Below are 17,192 nucleotides of genomic sequence, written 5' to 3'. Positions count from 1 at the left end.
ATCGATGGAATGGGAACTGATACTGAGTCTCGTGTTCTTTGCGTTTTGTGCAGGAACAATTGATGCGGCTGTTGGCGGTGGGGGATTGATCCAAATTCCTGCCTTGATGGGGGCATTACCTCAGACAGCCCCAGCCACCATTTTCGGAACCAATAAATTGGCCTCGATTTGTGGTACAGCTTCAGCAGCCTTTTCATTTGTACGACGAGTTAAATTGAAGTGGCCGTTGTTGGTGGTTATTGCGATCTTTGCCTTTGTGAGCTCTTTTGCTGGCGCTGCATGTGTCTCGATGATTCCAACTCATATATTAAGACCTTTCGTCTTGGTCATGCTGATCGTGATTGCGATTTATACTTTAATGAAAAAGCAGTTTGGCCAAGTCCATGTGGATCAACGCATCACACCAAAGTTACTGATTTTTGCTGCAATCGGTAGTCTTGCGATAGGTTTTTATGATGGAATTTTTGGTCCAGGAACGGGTAGTTTCTTTATTTTCTTCTTTATCCGTTTTTTACAGGTCGATTTTTTACATGCTTCAGCCCTGTCTAAAATCGGAAATTTTATGACCAATTTGGCAGCTTTGAGCTTTTTTATTCCGACCGGGCATGTGCTATTTGGTCTAGGTTTGATGATGGCTGTGGCAAATATTGCGGGTTCATTATTGGGCGTTCGTTTGGCTTTAAAATATGGCAGTGGATTTATCCGGATTCTCTTTCTGATTTTGGTGAGTATCTTAATTTGTCGCTTGGGCTATCAGATTTTGGTTGCAGCTTGAATCTAAACATTAAATTTTCACGACAAAAACATACTTAAATAGCACTGTATAAAAAAACAACACTTTCTATTATGAAAGATCAGCCAAGCACAACAACATGATAATGGATTTAAATCCTATGTTGATGATGTCAGCCAATCCTAGAGGTGATCGATGAATATATTTGAAGCACTCCGAGAAAGTCATGAGCAACAACGTAGTCTAGCTCAGAAACTCATTGCGACCAGTGGTATGAGCGATGAACGAAAACAATTATTTAAATTATTGAAAAATGAATTATATGCTCATTCGGTTGCCGAGGATCGCTATTTATATATTCCACTAATGTTTGATGATGTGGGTTTAGGTATTACCCGCCATGCTTTGGCGGAGCATCATGAAATGGATGAGTTGATCGAGAAACTAGAAGTAACAGATATGAGTAATCCGAGCTGGTTGGCAACTGCTAAACAGCTCAGTGAGACAGTTCATCATCACTTAAAAGAAGAAGAACATACGTTTTTTCAACAGGCTGGGAAAATCCTCTCTGATCGCGAGAAAGAAAGCCTCGCTCAGAAATATTTAAAGGAATATGGTAAATATAAGGTCTCTGAAACTTAATATTCAGTGTTCCTTCACCATGTCACGGAACTTGTTTTTCCCCGCGTAAAGTTACACCGATGGATGCCGCCATAATACAAGCAAGTGCAACCCATTGAATCAAGCTGATTTGCTCATGCAGGATGACTAGGCCTGCCAAAGCAGCTAATGCGGGTGCTAGACTGGTGAGCGTGCCATAGCTGAGTTTACTTAAGCGTTTGAGGGCCATTAAGTCGAGTGCATAAGGTATAGCTGTCGCTAGCACTGCAATGACTAAGGCTTTACCCCAGTATTGGGTGTCAAGTAAGACTGGGGCATTATTCCATAAACCAAAAGGCAATAGGATCAATGCCGATAAACCAATCGCAATGGTGAGCGCATGCATGCCGATATTTTGTTGTGCAACACGATGTCCATAATAAATATAAAAGGCCCAGAAAAACCCAGCACCGAGAGCACAAGCTGCCCCAATATAAGAAAAATTGTCTTGGTTGGCATCGTGCCATGGGACCATCAGTGCAATCCCTAATATTGCAAAAATCACCCAAATATAATCACTACGCTGTTTGATTGAGAGTAAGGCCAAACTCAAAGGTCCAATGAACTCCAAACCCACGGCAATCCCTTGGGGCAGTTTGCCTAAAGAGGTATAAAACAAGATATTCATACAGCCCAGAGAAGCACTATAAAGCAATAGATCTCGCCATTTGAGTTGTTTGAGTTTGGATATAACCGTCCATGAACGGAACATGATTGCCACGATAATAGTCGCAAAGCAAAGCCTTAAAATCGTCACTGTCAGTGGGTCGAGTGTGGTGATCAGTTGCTTGGCAAATGAGGCACTAATTTGATAGGCAACCATGGATAAAACCATGTATAGCACTGCAACCAATTGAAGATTTTTCATGGCAGATCTACAAAATAAGTTTAAGAAAACCTAAACAACAGGCATGATGATCATACGCTCGGACAGGTACATTTTTATTGCAAAGCGGCATTTTATTTAACCTCTTTTTGTTGACGAGAGCGTTGCATGGTAAAGGTGCAACCGATTGAGGCGATGATGATCGTGGCAAGAGCGAGCCATTGATTCCACAATAGTTTTTCACCGAGAAATACAAATCCAGAAAGCGCGGCAACAGCAGGTTCTAAGCTCATTAATGTGCCAAAACTCAAAGGTGTCAGATTACGCAAAGCGATCATTTCCAATGAGAATGGCAAGGCACTGGCGAGAATAGCAAGCCCAATAAAATAATATAAATTGGGGAGTTCGAACACACGATCCATCGCTCCAGAAAAAGCAGCAAATGGCAGTAAACAGAGCATACCAATACTCATGCCTAAACAAACCGTATGGTTGCCAGAAATGCCTGAGGGCTTCTGTCCTGCAATAATATACATGGCCCAACACGCACCTGCACTGACAGCAAAAAATACCCCCACCAAATCGAGACTTTGTTGGGCTTGTTGCATTGGGAACAATAACGCTAAGCCCAAAATCGCACAACCGACCCAGATAAAGTCATATTTTTGGCGAGCGTAGTAGAGCGCGACACTTAAAGGTCCAATAAACTCAAACGCAACGGCAAGACCCAGAGGTAAACGTTCAAGCGATAAATAGAACAACCCATTCATACCTGCCAACGCAACACCATAACTCAGGATGGCTTTCCAGCGAACTGTACGAAAATCAATGGTCCAGATTTTAAAAATCACAGCCAAAATGAGTGCACCAAAACACAAGCGCATCGCAGAGACCGTTAATACTGGAAAACTCTGAAATAACATTTTGGCTAAAGAACCACTGCCTTGGACACAGATCATCGCAAGCATCAATAGTGCTATGGCAGACAGCGGTGACTTTAGAATTGAGTTGGACATTTAATCAGCAATTGAGTTAGTGTAACTTTCACATAATAATTGAATTCTAACCAAAGATCTGGGTTGAGACGAGCAGAATTTTAGTTTATTACGGGCTGGGGTCTTATACGCTCGTGGCTCTTGAATTAACTTTAATATTCTTTTAAATATTATTTATTTGTGCATTTGGTTGATTGGCGCGAAATGCAGTTCCTTTTTGAGATTGGTTGCTCAGTAAATGCTGGAAAGTGTAAGTCATATAATTTTTTCTTAGCGTGCAATGGTCTGCTAATCGTGTGAATAGTCGCTTGAAAGCATGCAGTTCGTCTGATTCACACACCAAATTTACGATTTGTCTGCTATAAAATTTTGGGGCAATCAAGACCCCGTACATCTTAATTAAAACGCTAAAAATGATAATGCTTTAAATGAAATAATAATGATGGAGACAATTAAATGTTAAAACTAAAACGAGCTTTTGCCATTGGTATAATGACATTCGTTCCTTTTGCAGCTTACGCTACGCCTTCCTTCAAAGCCCCTTTCGCCTGTGGACAAACGTGGAGTTATAGCACCTACTCAGGTCATAATTATAATGCCTTGGACTGGGTACGATGGGATAATGGAGCAACTTCAGGTGCCGCCGTATTGGCTTCAGCAGGTGGAACAGTATCGGTAAGTTCTATTGGCTGGAATGGTGGTGCTGGCAATATGGTGGTGGTCAATCATGGCAACGGTTGGTCTACCCACTATTTTCATTTGAATAGCATTAATGTCAATGTCGGTGCTTCAATTGGTCAGGGTCATCAAATTGGTACGGTAGGAAGTACAGGGCAAAGTACGGGTGCGCATTTACACTTTGAACAGCGTCTGAATAATTCAGCGCAAAGCATTGTCATCAATGGCAAGTCACTGGCACCTTATCCATACAGTTACGGTCAAAGAGTCTTGACCAGTGATAATGGATGTAGTGGTACAACACCGCCGCCTCCACCAACTGGAAATAAATACTGGGTGGATACATGGGGCGATGCCAATGGTCGCTCTAGTCCGGGCGGTACGGTTACGGGCACTTTATACAAGGGCACACATTATACCTACTGTAAGGTTTGGGGACCAAAAATCCAAAACGCGACTGGAACACAATGGAATCATTGGTGGTTAAAAACCGATTTAGATGTAGGTCCAGCCAATCAGTGGGTTTCAGCTTTCATGCTGTCACGTTGGGGTAATGATGAAGCTAAAGATAATAATGGTACTGTGATTCCAAACTGTCCTTAATATTTAAGCGATCTAATGACAATATGCTGTTCAATGGAACAGCATATCTAAAAAATAAAAAAACTGATCAATAAATCTCTTTCATGAATATTGAGTCTTTTATATTTTTCTCATCGGGAGAAATACAAAGGCTTTATGGAAGCAGTCCAATAATAAGGATAATAAACGATGTTTGAAATACAAATCCCGCCATTAATGACCAGCTTTATTCTAAAAAATAGATATAAAACCATCGCCTGTGCAGTGCTTGCAATGGTTTCAACGCATTCTTTTTCTGCTGATCCATTACCGAATCGTCCTGCTTTTAAACTTCCTTTTCCTTGCGGTGCGCAAATCGAATTAAAAACCTATCAAGGGCATAATCCTGATGATAAAAAAATTGATATGTATCGTATGGGCATGTTTACAGGCAGTCCAATTACTGCATCGGCAGATGGTTTGGTCCATCAGACGTTCTATCCCGGTGGGATCGAAATTCGACATGGCAATGGTTGGTTTAGCACCTATATGCATATGAGTAGCCATGTGCCTGTTGGTACAACGGTTAAACAAGGTGATGTGGTGGGCTATATGGGAGATGTCGGATCACCCGGTATTCCTCATTTACATTATGAACAGTTATATGCACCGGGTCTGAATGATGCAGGCAATCAGCATATTGTGAACCCGATACTCCAAGGTGAATGGTTATATATGGTACCAAACTCACCTTTAGTCAGAACCAGTGCAAACTGTACGAATACAACACCGCCACCTCCACCGACTGGAAATAAATATTGGGTAGATACGTGGGGCGATGCCAATGGTCGTTCTAGCCCCGGAGGTACGGTTACTGGAACGCTGTATAAAGGCACGAGTTACGTTTACTGTAAGGTGTGGGGACCAAAAGTTCAGAATGCGACAGGCGCACAATGGAATCATTGGTGGTTAAAAACAGACTTAGATGTAGGCCCAACCAATCAATGGGTGTCTGCGTTTATGCTGTCACGTTGGGGCAATGATCAAGCCAAAGATAATAATGGCGTGGTTATTCCAAACTGTGCTTAAGGTTGAGTATCAACAGCTATTAATGCGCAGCAAAAAAAATCACAGCCAAAGCTGTGATTTTTTTAAGTCAGCGTGTTTTAGAACAATACGCGAACGCGAATCGTACCTTCAACATGGCTTAAGGTATCAAGTGCTTCTTGAGAAGCAGATGCATCGACATCCATAACGAGGTAGCCGATATCACCTTTGGTCATTAAAGACTGACCCGAAATGTTGATGCCTTGTTCTGCAAATAAGGTGTTGATCTTAGATAACACACCCGGAACGTTTTTATGGATGTGAAGCAAACGATGCTGACCATCAGAAAGTGGCAATGCGATTTCTGGGAAGTTCACCGCAGAAAGTGTCATACCTTTATCTGAATAAGAAACGAATTTTTCAGCAACTTCTAAGCCAATGTTCGCTTGCGCTTCCATGGTAGAACCACCCACGTGTGGTGTTAAAATAACGTTGTCTAAACCACGAAGCGGTGAAATAAATTCTTCACCATTGGCCTTTGGCTCTTTCGGGAAGACGTCAACCGCGGCACCAGCAATGTGACCCGATTTAATCGCATCGGCTAAGTCTTCGATAATCACACATGTTCCACGTGCAGCATTAATGAAGATTGAACCTTGTTTCATTTTCGCAAATTGTTCTTTCTTGAAGAAATTACGCGTTGATGGAACATCTGGAACGTGTAAAGAAACCACATCAGCAGTCGCTAACAACTCATCCATAGAACCCACTTGACGTGCATTACCTAGAGGTAATTTAGTCACAGCATCAAAGTAGATCACTTTCATACCCAAGCTTTCAGCTAAAACAGAAAGTTGTGAACCGATTGAACCGTAACCGACGATACCTAAAGTCTTGCCACGTGTTTCAAAAGAACCAACTGCTGCTTTGTTCCAGCCGCCTGCATGGGTATCTTTTGATTTTTCAGGAACGCGACGAAGTAATAAAATTGCTTCTGCTAGAACCAATTCAGCCACTGAACGAGTATTTGAATACGGTGCGTTGAAAACAGGGATACCACGAGACATCGCTGCTTTTAAATCGACTTGGTTGGTACCGATACAGAAACAACCTACCGCAATCAATTTATTCGCTGCTTCAAAGATCTCTTCAGTCAATTGAGTGCGCGAACGAATACCAATAAAGTGAGCATCTTTGACTGCTTCTTTTAAAGCATCGCCTTCAAGTGCAGTTTTGTGGTAATCGATATTGGTATAACCCGCAGCGTTTAAAGTATCGATGGCATTTTGATGAACGCCCTCTAACAATAGAAAACGGATTTTATCTTTAGGGAGTGATAGATGTTGGCTCATAACGGCTCTACGCTATATCAGGTCGAATTTAAATCGCCGTATCATACCATGTTTGATCAAAATGAGGGCGATTTCATTGCAAATTCCAGCGTGGAAATACTGATCATTTTCCATGGAAATGTTGATTGATTTTCAGGATTGACCGTGTCTTATGACAGTATCTTGATGCAATGCTTTATCCAATGCTCGCTTCTATGTAAAATGTAGTTATCTGATGGTCAAACCTAGAAATCAAATGGTTTGAGCTGTTCTGTAAAGTTTCTATATTTTGGATACCTTCAATGATCAACGCTTCAAGAGATTGAAAGATCATTACTTGTTATTCAAAAGTCCTATATTTACTTCTTGCTAGGCCTGTAAACGATGAATGCTTCAGTCGCTTTAACACCTGAGTTATTGACCCAATTAACGGCAATTGTGGGTGAAAACCGTATTAAAACCGATGCGGATAGTTTGGAAAATTGGGGACGAGATCATACTAAACATTTTGATCCGAACCCTTCAGTCATCGTTTTTCCTTCAAGCACGGAACAGGTTCAAGCCATCGTTAAACTTGCTAATCAGTTTAATGTTGCGATTACGCCGTCAGGTGGGCGTACTGGGCTTTCAGCAGGTGCAGTGGCAGCCAACGGTGAGATCGTGATTAGCTTTGACAAGATGAACCAAATCTTGGAGTTCTTCCCAGCCGATCGTATGGTACGTGTTCAAGCTGGTGTGGTCACTGAACAGTTGCAGAACTATGCCGAACAACAAGGAATGTATTATCCAGTTGATTTTGCCTCAACAGGCTCAAGCCAAATCGGCGGCAATATCGGAACCAATGCAGGTGGCATTAAAGTTATCAAATACGGTATGACCCGAAACTGGGTGCTTGGTCTGACTGTGGTGACAGGTAAGGGCGATATTCTTCGTATCAATAAAGGCATGATTAAAAATGCCACGGGTTACGCCTTGCAGCATTTATTCATCGGAGGTGAGGGGACGCTTGGTTTAGTCACTGAAGCTGAGATTAAGTTGGAACGTCAACCACAAAACCTGCAAGTGATGGTGTTGGGTACACCTGACTTTGAAGCGGTGATGCCTGTATTGCATGCTTTCCAAAAAGAAATTGACTTAACCGCGTTTGAGTTCTTTGGTGAAGTCGCAATGCAAAAAGTTTTGGATCGCGGTCATGTACAGCGTCCATTTGAAACGCAATGCCCGTTCTATGTATTACTCGAATTTGAAGCGCCGTATGAGCCAATCATGGATAAAGCCATGCAGATTTTTGAGCATTGTATGGAACAGGGTTGGGTCATTGATGGTGTGATGAGCCAAAGTCTAGATCAAGCGCAAAGCTTATGGCGTTTGCGTGAAGATATTTCAGAGTCAATCGCGCCGTTTATTCCTTATAAAAATGATATTTCAGTACTAATTACCCATGTACCTGCATTTATCAAAGAAATTGATGCAATTGTTGCAGACAATTATCCAGACTTTGAAATCTGTTGGTTTGGTCATATTGGTGACGGTAACTTGCACTTAAATATTTTAAAACCTGAGAACCTCACCAAAGATGAGTTTTTTGCTAAGTGTCAGGTGGTGAATAAATACGTGTTTGAGACTGTGAAAAAATATGATGGTTCGATTTCTGCCGAGCATGGTGTGGGCATGACCAAGAAGCCATATTTGGAGTATTCTCGTTCGCCTGAAGAAATTGAATATATGAAAGCATTGAAATTGGCATTTGATCCGAATGGGATTATGAACCCTGGGAAATTGTTTGATCTTTAATGCTTGATTAAATAAAAGAATTTCTGTTAAAAGCGTATCGAGAGATGCGCTTTTTTATTGTTAAATAAAATCATAGGTAATCTATATTTAAAAAAAATCTACATAGTCTCGCTGATAGCTAGTGAGTTCTGAGGAATATTGGTATTGATGTTTTCTACTTTTGAAGGATCAAAAGTAGGCAAAAATCCTTTGTAGAACTGACAGTACATCCTTGTACAGCAGTTCTACATGGCGGCATCCATGCCGCCCATGCGATAGTAAATTTGGATTTATTTCTCATACGCCTTCCAACCCGTCAAAATATGATAAATTAGTGGCAAAAGACATACCGAGAAGAAGCCACAAATCGCAACCACCCACACAGGTAAATCACGTGGATTGCCTAAAAAGAAATAAGCAAAAACCGAATAAGACAACATCGCAAACATTGCCATAGTACCTAATGGAATCGTAACTCTAAAAATAAGCAGATTGGCAAACTTGCGATATGGCGCCATATCCCGATTCAAACCATACGCAATAATCATGACCAAGATATAGCCCATAACAAACAGCATAAATAGGGTTGCGGCAAATAGGAGTCCCGTTCGCCAACTCTTTTCTTGTACGGTTTGATCCCCAGCTCCATAAACAACTGTAATATGATCTCCCACCACAGGAGTATCCCCAGAACGAACTGAATTATCTAAGGTTAAAATTCTGTTTTGATCATCTTTGAATTGGACCTGAGCAGTGTGCATTAAGGTTTGGGTTTTATATTTACGTCCATTGGAATCAGTACGTTCAGTATCGACCCATTCAGAGGTATAACTCACTACCGTTGCATCATAGCTTGGTTTGGTCGCTAAACCATAGACGGCTTGTGAAACCCAATAGGTAAAGGGGAAGAATAAAGAACTAATGCTAAAAACAACCACGAATAAATAACTAAATTCAAGCTTGCTGCTTTCACGATTATTGGCTAAACGCTTGAGCCAAAATTTTGTCAGAACAAAAGACCAAACACTCAAGATCGCAACGACTACTAAGAAAACCTGTCCAGCATAAGTCAGTTGCATGAATGATCCTATTTGTTATATTGAATAGACATTGATTTTATCAAATGGTTATCTTTTTAAAATCAAATGAACTAGAACAGTAAAAAATATTATTGTCTCTCTCAAGTCTTAATTTTTAAATCATGAAGTAATATAAATGAACATCCATCACGAAATCGAAAAACTGTTTCAACAACGCCAAGATATCCCATTATTTTATATTGAAAGTGGTAGCCGTTTATGGGGGATGGCTAGCCCTGACAGTGACTATGATGTGCGTGGTTTTCATTTACCGAGTAAAGAACAGTATTTTGACTATAAAAAGTACCGTGATCTAATTGAGATCATGGATGGGGATTTTGATTTCGTTTCTTATGATTTAGACAAAATGTTTGGGCTATTGGCTAAAAGTAACCCCACGGTTTTGGAGTGGGTGCGAGCACATATTGTTTATTTTAATGCCTTTCCAGAATGGCAAACCTTTCGAGATGGATTGCTTGAGCGAATCGACTATAGCGCGTTGTATCACCACTATTTGTCACTCGCCAAAGGTGGGATGAAAGTGATGCAAACCGCAGATAACTTTACTTATAAAAAAGTATTTTATTCGATTCGTGGTTTGATGTCGGCTGAGTTGGCAACCCAAGAAGTGATGCCCGAATTATTGATCACTGATTTATTTGCACAAGTTGATTCAAATGATCCATTGCGTCACTGGGCGGAAGATTATTTAGAAATTAAAAAGCAGCAGAAAGAAAAAGCCCAACTTCCTGAAGTGGAACAAGCAGCGATTCTTAATTTACTGGAAACTAAGATTGAGCAATTAGCTGCTAAAGAAATGCAAAAAGCTGATCGTCGAGAGGGCTTAGAGCGTTATTTAACGGAATATAGTCGCCATTTGAAGCAGCATTATTATAAGTAAAATCATTTGCTTATATTTTGCTTTATCTTGGCGGAGTCGTATTGTGTTCTCATTCATATTTAAGATTAGCCTTCGGCTGGAGTTACTTTGGTTTTGCCCAAAGTAACCAAAGGCATTGTCATCTGCAAAACCTGTTCACTTCTTGCATTAATTAAAATTTATCGCAGAAACAGCATCTTCTTGAAATCACGCAGGTTGCAGATGACATTACCGAGTATCATATATTTTATGAGGATTTGATAAATAACCAATCTTTGTTCTAAATCCCACTTTCCAAAATACGCACTTTTACATCAGCTACATGATCTTTGGTCGCCTCAAAATGCTTCAGCATATGTGCCGTTTGCATATGCGCTTCAAGATGAGCTGTGCTTTCCCATTGCTCCAACATCACAATGCTATTTTCATCCTGTGTCTGCATTTCAATTGCAGGTAAATGATCAATCAATGGCGTATAACCATGACAACCATCTTCTGCCAGTACAGTTGGAATGATTTTTTGGAAAGCATCTAACACTGCTTGGCGATGTTCAGTACCTTGATGAGTACGGATTTCAGCGATAATAGTAAGCATATTATTTCCGTCTTAGTTAGCAGTTGCAAAAAGCTGATCTAAATGAACTTTGTACGCTTCTATATAGTTTGGAACATTCGGCATTTTGATCACATCATTCACGATAAAAGTTTGCAGCGACTGCATACCTAAGAATTGATTGGCTTTGTGAAAAGGTAGATAAACTCCATCAACCCCAACGCCGTGAAAGAATTGATCAGGATCAGTAAATGCTTCCATCGGTGCATTCCATGTGAGCGATAACATGTACTTTTTACCTTGAATCAAACCACCTGAACCATATTTTTTAAATGCGTCTGAACGACTACGCCCATCGCTGGCATAAAGTACGCCGTGACCAATCGTGAAAATATCATCCATATATTTTTTCATCGTCCACGGTGCACCCATCCACCAGCCCGGCATTTGATAGATCACCACATCTGCCCATAAGTATTTTTCAATTTCGGCTTGGATGTTATAGTCACTGTCAGTACGAGTGACTTGTACACGATGACCTAAGTTTTTTAAATGCCCTTCAGAAAAGTCAGTTAAGGTGTCATTCAACTCACCATTGGAATGGGCGAATTGCTTGGCACCATTAATAATTAAAATATTGCTCATTGAATAACTCAAAAATAGATTGCTAAAACTTGACGGCATTTTAGGAAATCTATTCATGAGTAAAAATGTGTAAATCAGCAAAAGACTCTTGATCAAAAATCAATAATTAACTGCCTTGTTTTCTCAGCCTATATGCTTTACGGATCACCCAAATAGCAATAATGACAAGAAAGAACGCCCAGAACTGAATCAGCCATAAAATGGTTTCTTTAAAATAAGATAAACCTACTTTAAATGCCTCTCCAATCCGTGTTAATAACGGCTCACTGTCCATAGTAGCGATTCGATGAATATTTAAGTCATGGCTTTTACGAACTTTGGGTTGTTGGAAAAATTCCAAACGAATAGTGCTATAAGCCAAACGATCTTTCACTTCCAAATCAGTGAGTTGTTGTAGTTGATTATTTACCGTATTTGATGCGCTATTACTCTGATTTGCGGTATTCAGCTTTTCTTCTAATAGCTTTAATTCATAACGTTTTGCTTCATAGGACTGCGTATTAAAGTTCAACATCAAAGGTAAAAGTTTATTTAAAAAAGTAGTCACTTGATCATTTGGGATACGGACCGTGAGTTGTACGAATGGTATTATTTTCTCATAAATATCAATGGTTCCATCAATGCGATCACGTTGAGAGCGATCACTCACTTGATAGTCAATTTGCTTGTTTTCGATATAGCCGTTGTATTGCAACAGCTGTTGTTCGAGAGCTGAAGTCGTTTGTAATACATCTTTGACTTCAAATTGCAATTGAGCGCTTTTAACCAACTGGCGATTTTGTTCTAGCGCACTTTGTTGCGTGCCGACCAATTGTTCAGGATTTTTGACAGTATTTTCCTGAACAATATCACTATTTGAAGCTGTTCTTTCTGCGGCAATAGAGGGATCACTTGCCATGCCTTCTTCTTTTTTTGAACAGCCGACAATAGCGGTACTTAATATTAAAACAATCGTTAATTTTTTTGCTAAATCTGACATGAGTTTATGCTCAATCTGTGGTGATGTTTGTGTTATAAAATTTGTGTTTTTAGTTACTTATGATGATATGCAAATGATTGATAAATACAACAAATCTCACATAAGTCACTTACATTTTATTGCTTTGAAATTCAATTTTGCATAGTAGCATAGATGCATGTGGTAAATAGGAAAGGTACAAAATGCATAAAATTGGGATGGTTTTAGGATGCAGTCTATTTCTAACGGCATGCAATCCGCCAATCGCACAATCTCAACAACAAGCTGCAGTACAGAAAAGTACAGCGATACATGCCGTGTTATTGGATCAACCGAATCTATTCCATGAAGAAACCAATTTAAAGATCGATCAACAATTTAATAGCGCAGAAAATCCAAGTGAGGCAGAAATTACGGTTGAACAAACTCAACTTGATGATTCGGTGATTGCTGTTCGAACCGCATATCAATTAAAACGCGATCAAGCAGTTTGGAAAGTTGTGAATAAGAAACAAAGTTATCAATGCGCTAGAGGGGAGAACACTGCGACATTCCAGTTTGATTTATGTCCATAACATTTAAAATTGAATGAAAGATCAGCAAAGCTGTGGATAACTTGATTGTTATTCACATATTAAAACAATTGCTCAAATTGCGGTCATTTTTAAAAAGTGCTAAAGTTGCGTCTGGCAATTTTGCCAAAAGGTAAAACGTTTACCAAGCTCACGTAAATAGATTGTTTTTCTTATATATACACCTAGTGAATACGGTGTTTTCACATTTATTACATGCGCTCTCACAGCATGAAAATCAAAATTTAATTTAAATCTAAACCATAAAATCGTGTGGTGATGATCCTATTTTCTTTGTATGGAAATGGGACGCACCCGAATTGGTTGTTTTTGTGAATAGAACATGATGACGAATAATCAAAATATGACGTTAAACCGTATAACGCTCATGTTTCCTTTAGCTTTAGTGCTATTTGAGTTTGCGGTTTATATTGGTAATGACTTGATACAGCCTGCAATGCTGTCGATTACCCAAGAATTTGGTGTCAGTGCGACGTGGGCACCTTCGTCGATGTCATTCTATTTGTTGGGTGGTGCCAGTGTCGCTTGGCTGCTTGGACCACTTTCAGATCGACTTGGGCGTAAAACAGTATTATTGGCAGGCGTGGCATTCTTTACAGTCTGCTGTTTGTTGATTTTATTGACGCATAATATTGAACAATTCTTGGCATTGCGTTTCTTGCAAGGTATTGGCTTAACTGTTATTTCAGCGGTTGGTTATGCTGCAATCCAAGAAACATTTGAAGAGCGAGATGCCATTAAAGTCATGGCACTGATGGCAAATATTTCATTATTGGCACCTTTACTTGGTCCTGTACTCGGTGCATTTCTCATTGAACATATTTCTTGGCATTGGGGCTTTGTCGCCATTGCCGCGGTTTCATTCTTGAGTTGGTTTGGTCTAAAGAAATTTATGCCAACGCAACAACAAAGCAGAGTGAAACAGCCTTTTAGCTATATGTTTGATGACTTTAAAAAGGTGTTTACCAATCGTCATTTCTTGGGTTTAAGCCTTGCTTTACCACTGGTGGCGATGCCGTTAATGCTATGGATTGCCTTGTCACCGATCATTTTGGTGGATGAGTTGAAACTGAGCAGCATGCAATATGGTTTGGCACAGTTCCCGATATTCTTTGGTTTGATTGCCGGCAATATTGTCTTGATCAAAGTCATGGATCGTTTTGCATTAGGTAAAACCATTTTGGTGGGTTTACCCATCATGTTATTCGGGACGTTGTTCTTATTGCTTGGTGTGATTTGGCCGATCTATCTCGTGCCATGCTTACTGATTGGTATGACCTTGATTAGTTTTGGTGAAGGGATTAGCTTCTCAGTGATGTATCGTTTTGCTTTGATGTCTTCAGAAGTATCGAAAGGTACGGTTGCAGCCGCTGTGTCGATGATCATGATGATGAGTTTCTTTGTCATCATTGAATTGGTACGAGTACTTTATACACATTTCCACATTTGGGCTTTTGCACTCGCGAGTGTGGCTTTGATTGCTTTATGGTTTGCTCAACCGCGTGCTGCGCTGAAACAGGTAATGCAAACACGTCAGCAACAAGGGATAAATTAGAACGGATGCAGTGTCCGTTGATTACTGAATTTCGAGTTCTAGAAGTTTGTTTTTCAACATCACCAGTTCAGTGAGGGTCTCGAGTAATAGACTCATTTGCTTTAACAGTAATTGGTTTTGCTCTGAGACCTGACCTTGTGAATTTAAGTGCTGAATTTTGATTAATATGTCTTCAATCTGTTGATTTGGAATCGGCTGTTGTTGGATCAAGCTGTGTTTGATTAATTCGGCACTTTGATCTAACAGCGCCAAAATATGTTGATCTTGAATTTGAATACGTTGATGGCCTAGAGCAGACACGTAGCTCAACTGACTATGGCTATAGACCAAGTAGCGAAATGCATAATGGATCAGTTCTTGATTGGGCTGTGGTTCGGTACTGAGACTCGAAATCATATTTGATAGCTCGATCTGGGCATTATGTGCCGCACGACGTGCTTTACGATATTCAAGGTCGTTGGAACGCCCTTGATGATATTGCTGGATGACCGCATCCAAATAATTCATGGTGGCTTGGCTACTTTTGCGTATATTTTCAGGGATATTACGAAAGTTCCAATCGGGCCAAATAAAGTTCACTGCTAACCATGCGATTGCACAACCGATGAGCGTATCGACAATCCTTGGTAAAACAATACTAAAACCCGCGCCCTTTAGATTAAAAATCAATAAAACCATCAGTGTTGCCATCACCGTGGCAAGCGCGTATTTCTTTTGGCGTAAATAGAAGAAATACACACCGCTAATCACGGTAATGACCAGTTGTCCTTCTATACTGGGTACAAAATAAAGCACGGGTATGCCAAGCAGCACACCTAATAACGTGCCGATGGTTCTGAGTTTCAGGCGGCTTTTGGTTGCAAAATAGGTGATCTGACAAACAAACAAGCTGGTCAGTAAAATCCAATAACCATTTTTTGCAAACGGCAACAAAGAAATTGCATAACCCACGGCAAAGACGATTGCTAAACGAACCGCATGACGAAATAAGGCAGACTGTGGACTGAGATGTTGCTTAATTTTTAAGAAGAAATCCTGAAAACCCTGAATATCTTCATCAAGCAAGTTCAAGTGTGCCTGTTGTTGCTGTGGGGAGAGTGTTTCGATTTTTTGCTTGAATTGCAGTTGAGCGAATTGCTCATGGATACTTTTTAAATTATTGAGAATGAGTTCTAAATTTTTAACCTCAAGATTATGAGGATGCTGAACGATCCAATCTTTCATGGATGCTTCAAGATTTTCCAGTGCTGCATCTGCCCGTTGACTGTTTTGATAGGGTGTTTTATGCAGCAGTGACTGACTGAGCTTCTGACAGGCAGTGGCCTGTAGAAACATATTTTTTTGGATACGAAAAATTAAGTCACTGCGGCTAAAGTTCTGATGAATTTTTTCATAATGCAAATAATTAGAGGTCACTTGTTCATGGATATCTTGGGCAAAATAATACAAATTTAACCAATAGATACTGGTGTTATTGATACGGGAAGACTTGAGTCGAGAAAGTAAGGAGTGCTTGGCTTGATTGAGACTATTCACCACCTGAGCATTTTTTTGTGAGAGTTCAAACAACAGTGCTTCAACATTATCTACATTGTCTGGATCAAACAGTTTGGCTTTGATTTGTAAGAGTTCTCCTATTTCTTTAAAAATAGTCGAAATTTTTTCTTGTAGTGGCAGTGTGGGGCGAATGATAAAAAATAGGATTGAGGTGAAACCGTACCACAGTGCACCACAGACAAAGTAACTGGGTTGCTGGTACCAATGCGGATAATCACCCAATCCAAACATGGTGTAAATAGAAAGTAAAATCGTACCAAATGAAATCGTGGCATAGCGTTGACCTAAAGCACCCATCAGCACAAAAGCAGCACTGGATAGACTCAAATAAACGATGAACCAGAATTTATAAGGCGCGAGAAAGGCTAAGATTGTACTGACCGTAAAGAACAGTACACAGACATAAAATAAGTTTCGAAGTCGGATGCTTAAGCGGTCATCAAAATCAGTCAGGGCTGCTGCAATTGCACCCAGTGTGACTGGCACAATAAATTGACTCAGACCAAGTCCATGCAATAGCAGGGTTGTACCGATTAAAACAATAAAAATTTGTAGGCAATACAGCAGAATTGAATTCGATCTAAAACGATTGAAGAGCAGATAAAGACTGTTCATGATTATTTTTCTTCAATGGGTCTGGGTTTTATCATACAAACAAATTTTCCTTATAAAAGTATTGTTTGATCAATGAGGCATATCATTTTTTTGCATCAAGATTGAGTTGATTTTTCAAGTAAAAAGAATAAGCAAAATCCGTGCACAGTTATT

At 40.0% G+C, this 17,192-nt stretch carries 16 protein-coding genes; 8 read left to right on the top strand and 8 right to left on the bottom strand.

Annotated features, from left to right (window positions below):
• Nucleotides 1–4: 4 nt before the first annotated feature.
• Entirely contained in the window at nucleotides 5–775 is a 771-nt protein-coding gene (locus J2Y37_RS04935; protein WP_349032073.1) for a TSUP family transporter, read from the top strand.
• Between the two features lie 153 nt (nucleotides 776–928).
• On the top strand, nucleotides 929–1,375 hold the full coding sequence (locus J2Y37_RS04930) for a hemerythrin domain-containing protein (protein WP_349032072.1): 447 nt from the start codon (nucleotides 929–931) through the stop codon (nucleotides 1,373–1,375).
• A 22-nt stretch (nucleotides 1,376–1,397) separates the two neighbouring features.
• On the opposite strand, the gene J2Y37_RS04925 is transcribed toward J2Y37_RS04930, so the two are convergent.
• Nucleotides 1,398–2,261, bottom strand: a complete 864-nt coding sequence (locus J2Y37_RS04925) for an EamA family transporter (RefSeq protein WP_349032071.1) — start codon at nucleotides 2,259–2,261, stop codon at nucleotides 1,398–1,400.
• Between the two features lie 92 nt (nucleotides 2,262–2,353).
• Nucleotides 2,354–3,235 carry an EamA family transporter gene (locus tag J2Y37_RS04920; RefSeq protein ID WP_349032070.1) on the bottom strand — a complete coding sequence of 294 codons (882 nt, stop codon included), beginning with the start codon at nucleotides 3,233–3,235 and terminating at the stop codon, nucleotides 2,354–2,356.
• Between the two features lie 435 nt (nucleotides 3,236–3,670).
• Between J2Y37_RS04920 and J2Y37_RS04915 the strand changes: the two genes are divergently transcribed.
• Both J2Y37_RS04915 and J2Y37_RS04910 read left to right on the top strand, forming a co-directional pair.
• Nucleotides 3,671–4,495: a M23 family metallopeptidase gene (locus J2Y37_RS04915; RefSeq protein WP_349032069.1), complete on the top strand. Its 825-nt coding sequence runs from the start codon at nucleotides 3,671–3,673 to the stop codon at nucleotides 4,493–4,495.
• A 168-nt stretch (nucleotides 4,496–4,663) separates the two neighbouring features.
• On the top strand, nucleotides 4,664–5,542 hold the full coding sequence (locus J2Y37_RS04910; protein WP_349032068.1) for a M23 family metallopeptidase: 879 nt from the start codon (nucleotides 4,664–4,666) through the stop codon (nucleotides 5,540–5,542).
• Nucleotides 5,543–5,619: 77 nt separating this feature from the next.
• Here the strand turns inward: J2Y37_RS04910 and serA are convergent, their stop codons facing one another.
• Entirely contained in the window at nucleotides 5,620–6,852 is a 1,233-nt protein-coding gene (gene serA / locus J2Y37_RS04905) for a phosphoglycerate dehydrogenase (protein WP_005193800.1), read from the bottom strand.
• Between the two features lie 363 nt (nucleotides 6,853–7,215).
• On the opposite strand from serA, the gene J2Y37_RS04900 reads away from it, so the two are divergent.
• Complete coding sequence (locus J2Y37_RS04900; protein WP_349032067.1) at nucleotides 7,216–8,625, top strand: FAD-binding oxidoreductase; 1,410 nt, start codon at nucleotides 7,216–7,218, stop codon at nucleotides 8,623–8,625.
• 269 nt (nucleotides 8,626–8,894) lie between these two features.
• Here the strand turns inward: J2Y37_RS04900 and J2Y37_RS04895 are convergent, their stop codons facing one another.
• Complete coding sequence (locus tag J2Y37_RS04895) at nucleotides 8,895–9,683, bottom strand: hypothetical protein (protein WP_349032066.1); 789 nt, start codon at nucleotides 9,681–9,683, stop codon at nucleotides 8,895–8,897.
• Between the two features lie 136 nt (nucleotides 9,684–9,819).
• Here J2Y37_RS04895 and J2Y37_RS04890 point away from each other — a divergent pair, with 136 nt between their 5' ends.
• Nucleotides 9,820–10,584, top strand: coding sequence for a nucleotidyltransferase domain-containing protein (locus J2Y37_RS04890; protein ID WP_349032065.1), 765 nt, complete (start codon nucleotides 9,820–9,822; stop codon nucleotides 10,582–10,584).
• A gap of 259 nt (nucleotides 10,585–10,843) precedes the next feature.
• Here J2Y37_RS04890 and J2Y37_RS04885 read toward each other — a convergent pair whose 3' ends face one another.
• The 3 genes from J2Y37_RS04885 to J2Y37_RS04875 all read right to left on the bottom strand — a co-directional run bounded on the left by J2Y37_RS04885 (nucleotide 10,844) and on the right by J2Y37_RS04875 (nucleotide 12,740).
• Nucleotides 10,844–11,158, bottom strand: a complete 315-nt coding sequence (locus J2Y37_RS04885) for a putative quinol monooxygenase (protein ID WP_349032064.1) — start codon at nucleotides 11,156–11,158, stop codon at nucleotides 10,844–10,846.
• A 12-nt stretch (nucleotides 11,159–11,170) separates the two neighbouring features.
• Nucleotides 11,171–11,761 carry an NAD(P)H-dependent oxidoreductase gene (locus tag J2Y37_RS04880; protein WP_349032063.1) on the bottom strand — a complete coding sequence of 197 codons (591 nt, stop codon included), beginning with the start codon at nucleotides 11,759–11,761 and terminating at the stop codon, nucleotides 11,171–11,173.
• A 106-nt stretch (nucleotides 11,762–11,867) separates the two neighbouring features.
• Nucleotides 11,868–12,740: a hypothetical protein gene (locus J2Y37_RS04875; protein ID WP_349032062.1), complete on the bottom strand. Its 873-nt coding sequence runs from the start codon at nucleotides 12,738–12,740 to the stop codon at nucleotides 11,868–11,870.
• A gap of 182 nt (nucleotides 12,741–12,922) precedes the next feature.
• Here J2Y37_RS04875 and J2Y37_RS04870 point away from each other — a divergent pair, with 182 nt between their 5' ends.
• Nucleotides 12,923–13,294 carry a hypothetical protein gene (locus J2Y37_RS04870; protein ID WP_349032061.1) on the top strand — a complete coding sequence of 124 codons (372 nt, stop codon included), beginning with the start codon at nucleotides 12,923–12,925 and terminating at the stop codon, nucleotides 13,292–13,294.
• A 340-nt stretch (nucleotides 13,295–13,634) separates the two neighbouring features.
• On the top strand, nucleotides 13,635–14,867 hold the full coding sequence (locus J2Y37_RS04865; protein WP_349032060.1) for an MFS transporter: 1,233 nt from the start codon (nucleotides 13,635–13,637) through the stop codon (nucleotides 14,865–14,867).
• A gap of 21 nt (nucleotides 14,868–14,888) precedes the next feature.
• Here J2Y37_RS04865 and yccS read toward each other — a convergent pair whose 3' ends face one another.
• On the bottom strand, nucleotides 14,889–17,039 hold the full coding sequence (gene yccS, locus J2Y37_RS04860; RefSeq protein ID WP_349032059.1) for a YccS family putative transporter: 2,151 nt from the start codon (nucleotides 17,037–17,039) through the stop codon (nucleotides 14,889–14,891).
• Nucleotides 17,040–17,192 lie beyond the last annotated feature (153 nt).

The organism is Acinetobacter sp. 3657 (assembly GCF_031456775.1).
GTDB lineage: Bacteria > Pseudomonadota > Gammaproteobacteria > Pseudomonadales > Moraxellaceae > Acinetobacter.
Note: the sequence above shows the minus strand (reverse complement) of the source record. Positions and strands in the feature narration are given on the sequence as shown.